This is a genomic window from Stutzerimonas stutzeri (genome assembly GCF_002890895.1).
Classification (GTDB): domain Bacteria; phylum Pseudomonadota; class Gammaproteobacteria; order Pseudomonadales; family Pseudomonadaceae; genus Stutzerimonas; species Stutzerimonas stutzeri_AB.
Genome location: NZ_POUL01000005.1, coordinates 383,670 through 397,880, shown reverse-complemented (window position 1 = coordinate 397,880; position 14,211 = coordinate 383,670). Strand labels below are relative to the sequence as shown.

Genomic DNA, 14,211 nt, shown 5'->3' with positions numbered 1-14,211 from the left:
GGGCGTCACGCGTGAAAGTCAGCCGCCTGCTAGACTGCGCCTCACTTTTTTCAGCAGATCACTACCGTGCCCAGTTCAGCCTTCGCCACCCTGCCCCTCAGCCCTGCAACGCTGGCCAACCTCGACGCGCTCGGCTATGCCGAAATGACGCCGATCCAGGCGCAAAGCCTGCCAGTCATGCTCAAGGGTATGGACCTCATCGCGCAGGCCAAGACCGGCAGCGGCAAGACAGCCGCCTTCGGTATTGCACTGCTGGAGCCGATCAACCCGCGCTATTTCGGCTGTCAGGCGCTGGTGCTTTGCCCGACCCGTGAACTGGCCGATCAGGTGGCCAAAGAATTGCGCCGGCTGGCGCGCGCTGCTGACAACATCAAGATCCTCACGCTTTGCGGCGGCGTATCCATAGGCCCGCAGATCGGCTCGCTGGAACATGGCGCGCATGTGATCGTTGGCACGCCTGGGCGCGTTCAGGAGCATTTGAAAAAGGGCTCACTGAAACTCGATGGCCTGAACAAGCTGATCCTCGACGAAGCCGACCGCATGCTCGACATGGGCTTCTACGACGCGATTGCCGAAATCATCGGGCAGACCCCGAACAAGCGGCAGACCCTGCTGTTCTCCGCGACCTACCCCAGCGGCATCAAGCAACTCGCGTCGACCTTCATGCGCGACCCGCAGCAGGTAAAGGTCGAAGCCCTGCATGACGACACCCAGATCGAGCAGCGCTTCTACGAAATCGACCCCGAAGAGCGCATGCAGGCCGTGATTCAGGTCCTGGCCAGCTTCCGTCCGGAGACCTGCGTGGCCTTCTGCTTTACCAAACAGCAGTGCCAGGAACTGGTCGACGCTCTCACCGCGAAAGGCATCTCTGCCATGGCGCTGAACGGCGACCTGGAACAGCGCGACCGTGATCAGGTACTGGCCATGTTCAGCAACCGCAGCCTGTCCGTGCTGGTCGCGACCGATGTCGCGGCCCGCGGGCTGGATATCGACGCTCTGGACATGGTGATCAACGTTGAGCTGGCGCGCGATTCCGAAATCCACATTCATCGGGTTGGACGTACCGGTCGTGCCGGCAAGAAGGGCATTGCCGTCAGCCTTGTCGCACCCGCCGAAGGCCACCGCGCCCAGGCCATCGAGGACCGGCAGAAGGCGCCGCTCAACTGGCAGCCGCTGAGCGAGCTAAAAGCGCAGCCGGGCGGCCCGCTGCAGCCGCCGATGATAACGTTGTGCATCGGCGCTGGGCGCAAGGACAAGCTGCGACCGGGCGATATCCTTGGCGCGCTGACGGGCGATGCGGGTATTCCCGGCAAGCAGGTGGGCAAGATTGCGATCTTCGACTTCCAGGCGTTCGTTGCCGTCGAGCGCGACGTGGCCAAGCAGGCCTTGAATCGCCTCAATTCCGGCAAGATCAAAGGCCGGTCGCTGAAAGTCCGCACGCTCTAGTCGAACGGGAAGAACCGAGCCTGTCGCATCCCCGCGTACGGGCTCGTGACGAAACGGATTGCCCGTCTCGAAGAAGCAGCGTCAGCTCACGCGACCGATCAAATGAACGGCGCTGCTGGCGAGCCGAGAAGTCCTTTCGCTCGACTCGCCGATGGCGCGGGTTACAGCGAACCGCGAGCCCAGGGGCCCCAAATGGCAAAGGTGATGCCGGGGGTCTGGATGTTGACGAACAGGAAGTGCCCGGTCGGATCGAAGCAGGCGCCGCAGAACTCACGGTTGCGGTAGTCGCCGCCCGAAACATTCTTCCCGGCCGCAGCGGCCTGGACGTCATCGAACACCACGTTGTTCTTGGCGAAGATATACGCCTCACCGGCCGTGGTTAGGCCCAACAGGCGCTCACCGAAGCCGTAGGTATCCTGCACACCGCCACCGTCTTCGCAGAGCAGCAAACCGCCTCGTGGGCTGACGGTGATGTTGTCTGGGTTGTTGGCGATTTCGGCGTCGGTAGAGGCGAAGATGCAGGTCAAGCGGTCGTTGGCCAGGTCGTGCATCCACACTGCCCCGTTGCCATAACCGGCACGCCCCTGGCTGTCGGTTCCGGCGCTGGTATCGACAATGTAGAGTTTGCCTTCGCTGTACCAGACGCCCTCGCCACGGCTCATGCTCAAGCCGCCGGCACGACGCGCCTGCGCGAACGGCCCACTGCCCTCGGGCTGCGGCTCCAGGTTCGGATTCGACACCTCGACCCACTCCAACTGATAGCTGTCGCCTTGTTTTGGCGCCAGCAAATCGGCAAACGCAAGGTTGCGAACCCGCGCCGCCTGTAGGATGCCGCCCACGGCCAGCGAACCTGGCTGCTGGCTCGCGTCGGTAGGAATATAACGGTAGTAACCGGCTTGGTTGCGGGCGTCTTCAGTCAGGTAGACGTAGCTGTTGCTCGGATCTACGGCGACCGCTTCATGGGCAAAGCGTCCCATTTGGATAATCGGCTCGCCGGTCGTCAGGGCTGGATCGGCAGTCACTTCGAATACGTAGCCGTGGGCGCGACCACCCACCGAGCTGTAATCCGCCGTGGTTTCCTCACAGGACAACCAGGTCCCCCATGGGGTGATACCGCCGGCACAGTTGGTACGGGTTCCGCCGAGGCTCGGCAGGGTTCGTACCGGCTGCATGATGTCGAGGGAAACGTAGAGATTGGTCGTTCCGCCGGCCGGACGCTGGCCGTTGGAAAGCGTCACGTCATCATAGATGCCGGTAGCGTCGATCAGCGGACCGGTGCTGGCTTCATGGTTACGCACCAGCACGATTTCCGGACCATGTTGGCCGCGACGCACCTCGATGACGCCCATACCGTCATGCGACGTGGGTACAGGCTGGCCGTTTTCCATCAGGTCGCCGGTCCAGGAAAAGCTCTTGTACTGGAAGCCGTCGGGTAGCTGTAGCAATTCCAAGCCTGTGCTCAGGTCCTTGGTCGGACGCAACGGACCGTAGCTGCTGCGAACCAGGCCGGCGCCGCGCCCCTGTGCATTTCGCGCTGCGAAGGCTTCCAGCGTGCCGAGAAACGGCGTGCTGGCCACAACGGCGGCGGTGATAGCGCCACCTTTGAGCAGGCTGCGGCGGCTGGCATCGTGTTCACGGTTCATGCGGTGTCCTCTTTATAGGAATGGGAGGGAGCGGCATGAATGAAGCCAGACGAATACGGCTAAACGATGACCGTGCGGTTTCGTTCCGGTGATGCGAGACGGATGGACGGTATAAGCTTTGCTTCGCTTGCCGTGACGTCCGCGTACGGCCGGCGTCCAACCTTCTTCTTATCGCCGACAGGTCCGACTCGTTCATATGCGCTCACCTTCGCTCAACCATTCCTTGCGCCAGCTCTGGGCGCTGGACAAGTTCGGCTACAGCCTTCGCGTGCTGATCGCGCTGGCCGGCAGCATGGGTTTGAGCTGGTACCTGGCACAGCCCGCGATGGCGATTCCACTGTTTCTCGGCGTCATTGCCAGCGCCCTGGCAGAGACCGACGACAGCTGGCTGGGGCGGTTGTCTGCGCTGTTGGTCACGCTGCTGTGCTTCAGCATCGCCGCGGCATCGGTTCAGCTGTTGTTTCCCTTCCCCCTGTTGTTCGCACTCGGCATGGCGGCCGCGGCGTTCGGCCTGGTCATGCTCGGTGCGCTGGGCGAGCGCTACGCGACCATCGCCCAGGCGACGCTGATTCTTTCGATCTACAGCATGATTGCAGCCGACCAGCGAGGTGGCGAGGCGCTGCACCCCTGGCGCGACCCGCTGCTACTGTTGGCTGGCGCCACCTGGTACGGCTTGCTCTCGGTTCTCTGGAATGCGCTGTTCGCGCACCAACCCGTTCAGCAAAGTCTGGCCCGCCTGTACCGTGAGCTGGGGCGGTACTACAAGCTCAAGGCCGCCCTCTTCGAGCCGGTGCGCCAACTGGATGTAGAAGAACGTCGACTGCAACTGGCGCAGCAGAATGGCCGAGTGGTGAGCGCGCTGAACGTCACCAAGGAAACCCTTCTGCATCGCCTGGGCAACGGTCGGCCCGGGGTGAAGATCAGCCACTACCTCAAGCTCTATTTCCTGGCTCAGGACCTGCACGAGCGCGTCAGCTCCTCGCACTACCCTTACCAAGAGCTGGCAGAGGCGTTCTTTCATAGCGATGTGCTGTTTCGCTGCGGCCGGCTGCTGCGCTTGCAGGGCGTGGCCTGCGCGGACCTGGCGAATGCCGTCCAACTGCGCCAGCCGTTTCGCTACAGCGAAGCCAATGCACAGGCACTGGCGGATCTGGAGTCGTCGCTCGAACACCTGCGGCTGCAGAGCAACCCGGCGTGGCGCGGACTGTTGCGCTCATTGCGCGCGCTTTCCGGCAATCTGTCGACCATGCAGCGTCAGCTGTCCACGGCGACCAACCCTGACGCGCTGGAAGGGGAACAGGACAGCAGCCTGCTGGATCGGCAGCCGCAGTCGTTGCGGGATGCGTTCAACCGCGTCCGCTTGCAACTGACGCCCACCTCGCTCCTGTTCCGCCACGCCTTGCGCATGAGCCTGGCGCTGCTTTGCGGCTATGCCGTGCTTCACACGATCCATCCCGAACAGGGCTATTGGGTGCTGCTGACGACGGTGTTCGTCTGCCAGCCCAACTACGGCGCCACGCGGATCAAGCTGGTCCAGCGCGTAACGGGCACGGCGCTCGGCCTGGCCGTCGGCTGGGCGCTGTTCGACCTGTTCCCCAGCCAGCCGATACAAGCGCTGTTCGCCGTGATCGCCGGCGTCGTGTTCTTCGCTACCCGAAGCAGCCGCTACACCCTGGCGACCGCGGCGATCACGCTGCTGGTGCTGTTCTGCTTCAACCAAGTGGGTGACGGTTACGGGCTGTTTTGGCCACGGCTGGTCGACACCATCCTGGGCAGCCTGATTGCGGCGGCTGCCGTGTTCCTCGTCCTGCCGGACTGGCAGGGTCGACGCCTCGATCAGGTCGTCGCCAATACACTGGCCCGTAGCGCCGACTATCTACGGCAGATCATGACCCAGTATGAAAGCGGCAAGCGCGATGATCTGGCCTATCGACTGGCACGGCGCAACGCACACAACGCGGACGCAGCACTGTCGACCACCTTGTCGAACATGCTTCTGGAACCTGGGCATTTCCGCAAGGACGCCGAAACCGGCTTTCGCTTCCTGATCCTTTCGCACACGCTGCTCAATTACCTGTCGGGCCTGGGTGCGCACCGCGAAAGCCTGCCGGACGATGCACGTGACGAATTGCTGGAAAGCGCAGCGCAGCAACTGGCAAGCAGCCTCGACGAATTGGCCAACGGGCTGCAACACAACCAACCGGTGGCCGTTTACAGCGAAGCGGAAGAAGCGCTGGCGCAACAGCTGGAACAGGCTTCGGAAGACATCGACGACAGCCATCGCCTACTGCAAACGCAACTGGGCCTGATCTGCCGGCAACTGGCGCCCCTGCGTAGCATGGCTGCGCATTTGCTGCGGCAGCATCCGCAGCCTCAAGGCTGAGGCAGCGAGTTCGGCGAAGGCAGACCATGACGCGCGAACATGGCTGCGTAGGTACCGTCCTCGACCATAGCCTCTATCTCGCGGTTGAAGGCTGCAAGGATTGCCGCCTGCTGCGGATGATCATTACGCACCACCAATGACAGGTTGCGAATGCTGAATTCACCCGGGACGAAACTCAGCCCATCACTCACAGCCTTGAGCGCGCCGTTGAAGTGAAACAACACGGTACGCTCGTCTTCAAGGGCCAGATCGGCGCGATCGGCCAGCAGCATGCGCGCTGCCTGCACGAAGTTATTGGCGTAGCCTTTGTTCAGCGTTAAATCGTCAGCCAGCTCATCGCTATAGGCATAACCATTGGTCAGCACGATGTCATAAGCGCGCAGACTGTCACGCCCCTCGTATCGGATGCCGTCACCCTGCCGCTGTACCCAACGCACCCGGTTGCTCAGAAACGGACGGCTGTACGTTGCGTAGTCGGCATGCCGGGTGGTGAACCAGTCGTTGATGATGTCGTACTTGCCTTGCTGTAACCCCAGCACCGCCCGTTCCCAAGGCACCTCGGTGTAGGTGACGTCATAGCCCGCTCGGCCAAGCGCCGTGCGGATAAGCTCGACCGATAACCCGTCGGCCGGCAAGGTTTGGTCCGTGTACGGCGGCCAGGCATCGCCCGCGATCCTCAGCACCTCGGCGGAAACCGACGCACTGGCCAATAGCAGCATTCCGACCACTAAGTTTTTTATTCTTGTCAAAAGCACTCTCCGGCCCGCTCATAGCGAAGCGCCACCAGCACAAGCTAATCACAGTCAGCACCGCTTGGGACGCCCGGCTCGTCGGATGCTCGGAGACCGAGCTGCAGTCAGCCAGCGGCAGGAGTACCATCGCGCATTTTCTGGCGAGGTAGTTGGCAGTGCAGACGGACGTGGTGGTAATCGGCGCAGGGGCTGCCGGGCTGATGTGCGCTTTCACAGCAGCCGCGCGGGGCAGACGGGTCCTGCTCATCGACCACGCCAACAAGGCCGGCAAGAAGATCCTCATGTCTGGCGGTGGCCGCTGCAACTTCACCAACCTCTACACCGAGCCGGCCAACTTCCTCTCCGGCAACCTGCACTTCTGCAAATCCGCACTTGCCCGCTATACCCAGTGGGATTTCATTGAGATGGTCAGCCGTCACGGCGTGCCGTACCACGAGAAAAAACTGGGCCAGTTGTTCTGCGATAACAAGGCAAGCGACATCCTGGGCATGCTGCTCGATGAGTGCGAGCAAGCCGGCGTCGACCAGCGGCTCGATACGGCGGTACAACAGATCGACAAAGCAGAGGATGGCTACCAACTGCAGACCGATGCCGGACCGGTCGCCTGTCAGTCACTGGTGATAGCCACAGGCGGCTTGTCGATACCAACTCTCGGCGCGAGCGGATTCGGTTATCAGGTGGCGCGGCAGTTCGGCCACACCGTGCTGCCAACCCGTGCAGGGCTGGTGCCCTTCACCATCACCGAGCCGCAATTGAAGGCGATGTGTGAGGCGCTGTCCGGGACTTCAGTCGAGGATTGCCTGGTCAGCTGCAACGGCCAGAGCTTCCGCGAGAACATTCTGTTTACCCATCGCGGTCTGTCCGGCCCGGCGATCCTGCAGGTTTCCTCTTATTGGGAGCCGGGCGACGCGATCGAAATCAACCTGTTGCCGCACCTGAATCTGAGCGAGTGGCTTGAGGAACAGCGCCTAGAACGCCCCAATACCGAACTGAAGACCCTGCTCGGCGAGCTTTTCACGCGCAAGATGGCGGGGCTCTTGGCGGAGAACTGGTTCACCTCTAAACCCTTGAAGCAGTATTCAGCCAACGAACTGACCGAGATCGCCGAGCGACTGGCCTGCTGGCGACTGGTGCCGGCCGGCACCGAGGGCTATCGCACCGCCGAGGTGACCCTCGGCGGCGTCGATACCAGGGAAGTCTCATCCAAGACGATGGAATCGCAGAAGTCGCCGGGGCTGTATTTCGTCGGAGAGGTACTGGACGTCACCGGCCATCTCGGCGGCTTCAACTTCCAGTGGGCCTGGGCCTCGGGTTACGCCGCGGCGCAGTACGCCTGACCTACTACTGATTGGTCATGTTGGAAGGCGGCGAGATTTCACGCGGGCCGGCCGGGTCAGTCGCCGTGTTCTGGTACTCCTGCTGGTTCCGTTCGACATTGCGCAGCGCAGACGGCTCATCGTCTGGCGAGCAGCCGACCAGTGTCAAGGCGAGCGGAAGTGCTGCGGTGATGGCAATCAGTCTGGATTTCATGTCAATTCTCCTGCCGTACAGTGCGCCAGCCTCATGGGCGGCTTCGGCACATGCATTCAGATGTTTCGGAAGTTTACTGAGCAGCGCCTGATGCGCCGCGTGTGGTGTTAGGCGCGGCTCCCGCCCCGGACGCAGTGCCCAGACCGCTGCCGTTGTCCGCTGGTGCTGTATCCATGTTGCCCTCTGCACCGGTCGCCAACGGTGCGCCGGCTTCAGGACCGGCGCCCGCTCCGTCATTGGACGGTGGCGCACCGGTGAACGGCGGTTCAGGCTTTTCGATCGCAGGCTCGGGCGTCGCCACTTCCCGTTCAGCATCATCCTGCCCGCAACCGACCAAGACCAGGCCAAGCACAGGCGCAAACAGATAGGCCAATCGCATCAATACCTCCAAGCGTCGAGCCCGCGAATAGCCGGCGGGCATGAGTCAATCCTTAACAAAACTGACCCTGCAGACAGCCTGGAGTGCCCCGTTCGAGCGCCCAGGCCGCCCGACGGTTGCGAATGACTGCCCTCAGTCCTCGACAGGCAAGCGAGCTAGGCCGAAACGGCCAGCTGCCAAAGGCCGTCGACACAGTGGTCATTACGGAAGCTCCGGCGCAGGTCGATGGCTGACAAGGGTCGACTGAACAGATAGCCCTGAGCGTACTCGCAGCGTTCGGCCTCGAGAAATGCCAACTGCTTCGGCTCTTCGACGCCCTCGGCAACCACCGTCAGATCCAGGCTCTGGCCCAGCCCGATGATGGCGCGGCTGATCACGACGGAATCCGCATCTTCACCCACCCCTGCAATGAAACTGCGGTCGACCTTGAGAATGTGCAGAGGAAACTGTTTCAGATAGCCGAGCGAGCAGTAACCGGTGCCGAAATCATCCAGCGCCAGCCGTACACCCAGATTGGCGATTTCCTGCAGGGTCGCCCGCACCGCATCGCTGTGCTGCATCAACAGGGTTTCGGTGATCTCCAGCACCAGGCTCGAGGCGGGCAGCTGCGTCTCGCCCAGTATCGCGGTCAGACGGTGGATGAAGTCGGACTGCTGCAGCTGCCTGATCGACAGATTCACCGAGCAGTAGAGTTGCGCCTGACCGGCCTGCTGCCAGCGACGTACCTGCGCGCAGGCCTCGCGTAGAACCCACTCGCCGACCCGGACAATCTCACGGGACTCCTCGAGGATCGGGATGAACTCTTGGGGGCCGACCGAGCGACCGTCATGCTGCCAGCGCAGCAGTGCCTCGACCCCGGCCAGATGGGCCTGACCATCAACCAGGCGACATATCGGTTGGTAACAGAGCGTGAACTCGTTGCGCTCGAGCGCCTGCGCCAGATTGCTCTGCAGCTCCAGCTGACGCTGCGCCGTGCTTTGCAGCCCCTCGCAGTACAAGGCGAACTGGTTCTTGCCGGCGTCCTTGGCGCGGTACAGCGCCAGATCGGCGGCTTGCAAGGCATCCAGCGGTTTGCCATCACGCTGCAGCGGAGCGATACCAATGCTGGCCGAGAGTGTCAGCGTCCGCTCAGCCAGTTGCAACGGCGCACGCAGTGCATTGAGCATGCGCTGCGCCACCCGCTCGGCGTCGCTGGCGCAGGCAAGGTCGCCGAGCAAGGCCACGAACTCGTCGCCGCCGAAACGGGCAAGATGATCACCAGGACGCAGGCAGCCGGAGAGACGCCGGGCAACTTCCACCAGGACCTGATCGCCGACACGGTGACCCAGGCTGTCGTTGATCAGTTTGAAACGATCAACGTCGACGAACAGCAGCGCTGATTCACGCACCCCACTGCGCTGCTGCGCGGCGCTGAGAAGCTCATCCATGTGCAGACGATTAGCCAGCCCGGTCAGCGGGTCGTGACGGGCCGCGTGGTGAAGGCAGCTTTCAGCGATCTTGCGCGCACTGATATTGGTCTGCGAACCGGCCATGCGCCGCCCGCTGCGTTCGCAATGCTCAACGACGCCGCGCACCTGTACCCAGATGTACTCGCCGTAGTGAGTTTGAATGCGGTACTCGTGGTTCAGCGCTGCGGTCCGGCCACCCAGGTGCGCGGAAATGGCTTCGCGCAGGCCCGCCAGGTCATCCGGATGGACCCGTTTGAACCAGCTGTCGCTGGTGTACCCTGGCTCGGCGGAAAGGCCCAGCATGGCCATCCAGCGTTCGGAGAGATAGAGCTGATCGGCATCGATGTGCCAGTCCCAGATGCCATCCTCGGTGCCTCTCAAGGCACGGGCAAGGCGTGCTTCGCTGTCCTCCAGCGCCTGCCGCTGCGCCACCGTATAGGTGTCGATGGCGAGGATCATGTCAAAGAACACTGCCTTGAGCAGGCTGTTGAACACCGCGTAACCCGGAGCATCTCCCAGTAGCTCGGCCAGCATGTCACCGAGATACAGCCGGTAGGCACCCAGGTACCACTCCAGATCGACGCCCACCCGCTGATGCACCAGCCCGACCAACAGACGGTCCTTCACATAGTCGCGGTCGTACGGGCCGTTCCATAACCTTTCGTAATAGCTTCGCTGACTGTGCTTGAGCCGCACCAGCCGCTGGGGATCGGCCAACATGGCGGTCGGTGTATCGAACGCAGCCATGTGTGTGTAGAGGCGCTCGATGAACCGGGCTTGCGCATCGTCCAGGTCGGCAGCTGCACTGTTCAGCCTCGCGCCATCGCTGGGCTGCCATTCCAGAAAGCGCATGCGCGTCCGGATCGCCTCAGGTCCAAGACCGATCCGCTGCAGCAATTCCTTCAGCTCGTCTTCCATCCACCACCTACTCTGGAGCCGCAAAGCGCAGCTCCTTTCGCTTGAGCAACTACATGCAGGCAAGCTCGCCGGCTAGTAGCAGTAAGCCATCAAGCCTGACAGTAGCGTCGTGGGGGAATATTGATGCAGATCAGCGGGGCAATAGGCGGGGCTTGCTGCTTTGATCGACCAGGCTAGACCGGGGCGTTGCGCCCCGGTGGCGATCAGTCAGGCGGCCTGTTTCGCAGCGAATTCTTTCTTCAGGCGGCTCTTTAGCTCTTCCATTTGCTGTCCCATCTCGCTCAGCTGGTCATCGCTGAACAACTCACGCGCAGTGGGAAACATTTCGGACTCTTCTTCCTCGATATGGTGCTCGAGCAGTTCCTTGCAGACTTTCACGCGCCCGGAGAACTCAAGCGTCGAGGGGTCAGTAGCCTTGAGGTCTGGCAGCACCAGCGAATCGATTGCACGATGCTCTTCCTTGGCCTCGTGGTACATGGTCTTCTCCTCTTTCCCACCCGCTTCCTTGAAGGCTGGATAGAGAATCTGTTCTTCCAGCTGGGTATGGATCGACACTTCCATTTCCAGCTTCTGTAACAGTTCGGTGCGGGTCTTGACGGCACGCTCGGAGGTATCGGTGAGGCGCGTCAGAATGTCTTTGACTTTCTCGTGGTCGTCGATCAACAGGTCAATGGCGTTCATTGGGTTTTCCTCTCATCAGGTTTGCACTGCATTCAGGCTCTTCGGTCTGATCGTCAGCGCTAGGCAGGCACGTCCGAGTACGGCAGGCCTGTGGCAATACAGGCCTGCCGTCCGACTCAGGCGTACTCGTAGGTGGGCAGCCCGGTACGGCTCTGGCTTTGCAGGCGGGCGATGGCGGGCGACATTCCCGCTTCCAGCGCCAGGTCACGGCGGACCGAACTGATGACCCACTCAAGCTGGATATTCGTCTGGGTCTGTCCTTTGGACAGGGCCCGCTTGATGACGTCCCGATCATCGTTACGAAGCGTTAGCAGGAGCCCGCCATCAGGACGAGGTGCGGTGACGACTTCAAACTCGGGAAACGCGGCAGAGAGAACTTTTTCAGCGGCAATCATTATTGTGTACTCCGGTTATGTTCCAGCGTACGTAGCTAGAGCATCGATCATGCCAACCGGGCAAACATAAAAACTCGCTTCATTTCAGCGACTTGAGTCACATAATGGCGCTTTGTACGCATGCAAAACGCATGACGGTTACGCTTACGGCATGCATTCTGCTGTGCGGAAGAACAAATATTGAAGTTCGCTGTCGAGCGCTCAGGCCTTGCGCCAGACGCTTGCAAGCCAGGGTTGTTGCTCGCGCGGCAGCCCTGGCGGGCGATAGTAGTGCTCCAATTCAATGAATCCGACGGAATGCAGCAAGTGCTGCCACGTAGGCCAGTCGTACCAGGTGCCGTAGCGGGCGCCACTCCAGCCTTCCTGGTTGTCGCCGCGTGGGTTGGAACAGAACAATACCCCGGCAGGCCGAAGCGCCGCGTGGAGTCTCGACAAGACGCTGGCGATTTCGCGACTGGGCAGATGAAACAGCACAGCATTGGCAAAAATGCCATCGAACGACTCGGCCGGGAGATCCAGCTCGAGCAAGTTTTGATGCAGCACTTCACACCCCGTTTCGGCACGTGCCATTGTCACGAAGGGCTCTGCGCCATCGAGGCCGACCGCAATATGCCCGCGCGCTGTGAACGCTTTGAGATCCCGCCCTGGACCACAGCCAAGATCGAGAATACGCAGCGGCGCCTTGCCCTCGATGTGCCGGAGCAACGCATCGATGTTCTGGCTGACGTCGTGATCTCGGGTCCCATCGCGAAAGGCCTCGGCGTTGGTGCGATAGTCGTCCAGCGTCAGTTCCGAAATAGCGCGATGATTTTCGTCAGGCATGAGGGAACTCCAGCGATGAAAAGGTGAGCCTAACTACTCGACTGTCGGTTGCCAATGCATGTGGCATCGCGAAAAGATCGCCAAATCGCAGCAAACGATTGACGAGCAGCTGCACATCAATGAACTTGCGCAGCGGCACTCGCTCCAACGCTGATCCGCGTGGATTAATGCCCCTACCGCACTATGTTCATGAAACACATCGAGAATCGCTCCGATGAGCCAAGCACACAAGAAAGTCGTTTTACTCGTCGAAGACGAACCTCACATCCTTTCCCTGCTGTCTGATTACCTAGCCGGCGAAGGCTATAAGGTGTTGGAGGCCGCCGATGCGCCGCGGGCCTTCGAGATCCTGGCGACAAAGCCGCAACTCGATCTGCTGGTGACTGATTTTCGTCTTCCTGGCGGCGTGTCCGGAGTGATGATTGCGGAGCCCGCATTGAAGCTGCGACCCGACCTTAAGATCATATTCATCAGCGGTTACCCCATCGAGATCCAGGAATCAGGCAGCGAGATTGCGCGCTCCGCGCCGATCCTGGCCAAACCGTTCTCACTGGATTCTTTGCGCAGCCAGATTCAGCAGCTGCTAGCCTGACGCAAAGAACTACGCCCCAAACGCAACGAGCCCGCACTAGGCGGGCTCGTTTTTCAACGCATCGACTCAGTTGACCTTGGGGTCGAGCTCGCCGCGCGCATAACGCTCAAACATGCCTTCCAAGGAAATCGGCTTGATCTTCGAGCCATTGCCGGCGGTGCCGAACGCCTCGTAACGCGCAATGCAGATGTCGCGCATGGCGGTCACGGTCTTGGCCAGGTACTTGCGCGGGTCGAATTCGCTGGGGTTCTTCGCCATGAACTCGCGGATTGCACCGGTAGAGGCGAGACGCAGGTCCGTATCGATATTCACTTTGCGCACGCCGTACTTGATGCCTTCGACGATTTCCTCGACCGGCACACCGTAGGTTTCCTTGATGTCACCACCGTACTCGTTGATGATTTTCAACCACTCCTGCGGGACCGAAGAGGAGCCGTGCATCACCAGATGAGTATCCGGGATGCGCTGGTGAATTTCCTTGATGCGCTGGATCGACAGGGTGTCACCGGTTGGCGGCTTGGTGAACTTGTACGCGCCGTGGCTGGTGCCGATGGCGATGGCCAGGGCGTCGACCTTGGTCTTGGCGACGAAGTCAGCAGCCTCTTCCGGATCGGTCAGCAGCTGGCTGTGATCCAGTGTGCCCTCGGCGCCGACGCCGTCTTCTTCACCGGCCATACCGGTTTCGAGAGAGCCCAGGCAACCCAGCTCGCCTTCCACCGACACACCACAGGCGTGGGCGAAAGCAACGGTCTGCTGAGTGACGCGGACGTTGTATTCGTAGTCGGACGGCGTCTTGCCGTCTTCGCGCAGCGAGCCGTCCATCATGACCGAGCTGAAGCCGAGCTGGATCGAGCGCTGGCAGATGTCAGGGCTGGTGCCGTGATCCTGGTGCATGACCACCGGGATATGCGGGAATTCTTCCACCGCGGCGAGAATCAGATGGCGCAGAAACGGCGCGCCGGCGTATTTGCGAGCACCGGCCGAAGCCTGGACGATCACCGGGGAGTCGGTCTTGTCGGCCGCTTCCATGATGGCTCGCATCTGCTCGAGGTTGTTTACGTTGAAGGCCGGCACGCCGTAGCCGAATTCGGCGGCGTGGTCGAGCATCTGGCGCATGCTGATGAGTGCCATGTTTTCCTTTCTCCCGGTTAGGGTCGATTAATCGTGTAAAGCCTGCCGCAAGGGCTGACGGTGTTCAAGCACCGCGCGGTATGGCGCGGCA

At 61.4% G+C, this 14,211-nt stretch carries 13 protein-coding genes; 4 read left to right on the top strand and 9 right to left on the bottom strand.

Features of this window, described 5'->3' with window-relative positions:
- The first annotated feature begins 66 nt into the window (after positions 1-66).
- On the top strand, positions 67-1,446 hold the full coding sequence (gene dbpA / locus CXK96_RS12275) for an ATP-dependent RNA helicase DbpA (protein WP_102836720.1): 1,380 nt from the start codon (positions 67-69) through the stop codon (positions 1,444-1,446).
- Between the two features lie 161 nt (positions 1,447-1,607).
- On the opposite strand, the gene CXK96_RS12270 is transcribed toward dbpA, so the two are convergent.
- On the bottom strand, positions 1,608-3,089 hold the full coding sequence (locus CXK96_RS12270; RefSeq protein WP_102836719.1) for a PhoX family protein: 1,482 nt from the start codon (positions 3,087-3,089) through the stop codon (positions 1,608-1,610).
- A 196-nt stretch (positions 3,090-3,285) separates the two neighbouring features.
- Here CXK96_RS12270 and yccS point away from each other — a divergent pair, with 196 nt between their 5' ends.
- Positions 3,286-5,472, top strand: a complete 2,187-nt coding sequence (yccS, locus tag CXK96_RS12265) for a YccS family putative transporter (protein ID WP_102836718.1) — start codon at positions 3,286-3,288, stop codon at positions 5,470-5,472.
- On the opposite strand, the gene CXK96_RS12260 is transcribed toward yccS, so the two are convergent.
- Entirely contained in the window at positions 5,463-6,191 is a 729-nt protein-coding gene (locus tag CXK96_RS12260; RefSeq protein ID WP_102836717.1) for a substrate-binding periplasmic protein, read from the bottom strand. The genes yccS and CXK96_RS12260 overlap by 10 nt on opposite strands.
- Before the next feature lie 188 nt (positions 6,192-6,379).
- Here CXK96_RS12260 and CXK96_RS12255 point away from each other — a divergent pair, with 188 nt between their 5' ends.
- Positions 6,380-7,561 carry an NAD(P)/FAD-dependent oxidoreductase gene (locus tag CXK96_RS12255; RefSeq protein WP_102836790.1) on the top strand — a complete coding sequence of 394 codons (1,182 nt, stop codon included), beginning with the start codon at positions 6,380-6,382 and terminating at the stop codon, positions 7,559-7,561.
- A 4-nt stretch (positions 7,562-7,565) separates the two neighbouring features.
- On the opposite strand, the gene CXK96_RS12250 is transcribed toward CXK96_RS12255, so the two are convergent.
- The 6 genes from CXK96_RS12250 to CXK96_RS12225 form a co-directional block, all read right to left on the bottom strand.
- Complete coding sequence (locus CXK96_RS12250; RefSeq protein ID WP_046161648.1) at positions 7,566-7,754, bottom strand: hypothetical protein; 189 nt, start codon at positions 7,752-7,754, stop codon at positions 7,566-7,568.
- 73 nt (positions 7,755-7,827) lie between these two features.
- The gene (locus CXK96_RS12245; RefSeq protein WP_102836789.1) at positions 7,828-8,133 is read right to left on the bottom strand and encodes a hypothetical protein; all 306 of its coding nucleotides are present in this window, start codon (positions 8,131-8,133) and stop codon (positions 7,828-7,830) included.
- A gap of 155 nt (positions 8,134-8,288) precedes the next feature.
- Positions 8,289-10,499 (bottom strand): putative bifunctional diguanylate cyclase/phosphodiesterase, encoded by a 2,211-nt coding sequence (locus tag CXK96_RS12240; protein WP_102836716.1) that lies wholly within the window; start codon positions 10,497-10,499, stop codon positions 8,289-8,291.
- Between the two features lie 207 nt (positions 10,500-10,706).
- Complete coding sequence (locus tag CXK96_RS12235; protein ID WP_102836715.1) at positions 10,707-11,180, bottom strand: hemerythrin domain-containing protein; 474 nt, start codon at positions 11,178-11,180, stop codon at positions 10,707-10,709.
- Between the two features lie 116 nt (positions 11,181-11,296).
- Entirely contained in the window at positions 11,297-11,575 is a 279-nt protein-coding gene (locus tag CXK96_RS12230) for a DUF3509 domain-containing protein (protein WP_102836714.1), read from the bottom strand.
- A gap of 201 nt (positions 11,576-11,776) precedes the next feature.
- Positions 11,777-12,397 (bottom strand): class I SAM-dependent methyltransferase, encoded by a 621-nt coding sequence (locus tag CXK96_RS12225; RefSeq protein WP_102836713.1) that lies wholly within the window; start codon positions 12,395-12,397, stop codon positions 11,777-11,779.
- Between the two features lie 214 nt (positions 12,398-12,611).
- On the opposite strand from CXK96_RS12225, the gene CXK96_RS12220 reads away from it, so the two are divergent.
- Positions 12,612-12,989, top strand: a complete 378-nt coding sequence (locus CXK96_RS12220; protein WP_102836712.1) for a response regulator — start codon at positions 12,612-12,614, stop codon at positions 12,987-12,989.
- Positions 12,990-13,055: 66 nt separating this feature from the next.
- On the opposite strand, the gene fba is transcribed toward CXK96_RS12220, so the two are convergent.
- Positions 13,056-14,120, bottom strand: a complete 1,065-nt coding sequence (gene fba / locus CXK96_RS12215) for a class II fructose-bisphosphate aldolase (protein WP_102836711.1) — start codon at positions 14,118-14,120, stop codon at positions 13,056-13,058.
- Between the last annotated feature and the right edge of the window lie 91 nt (positions 14,121-14,211).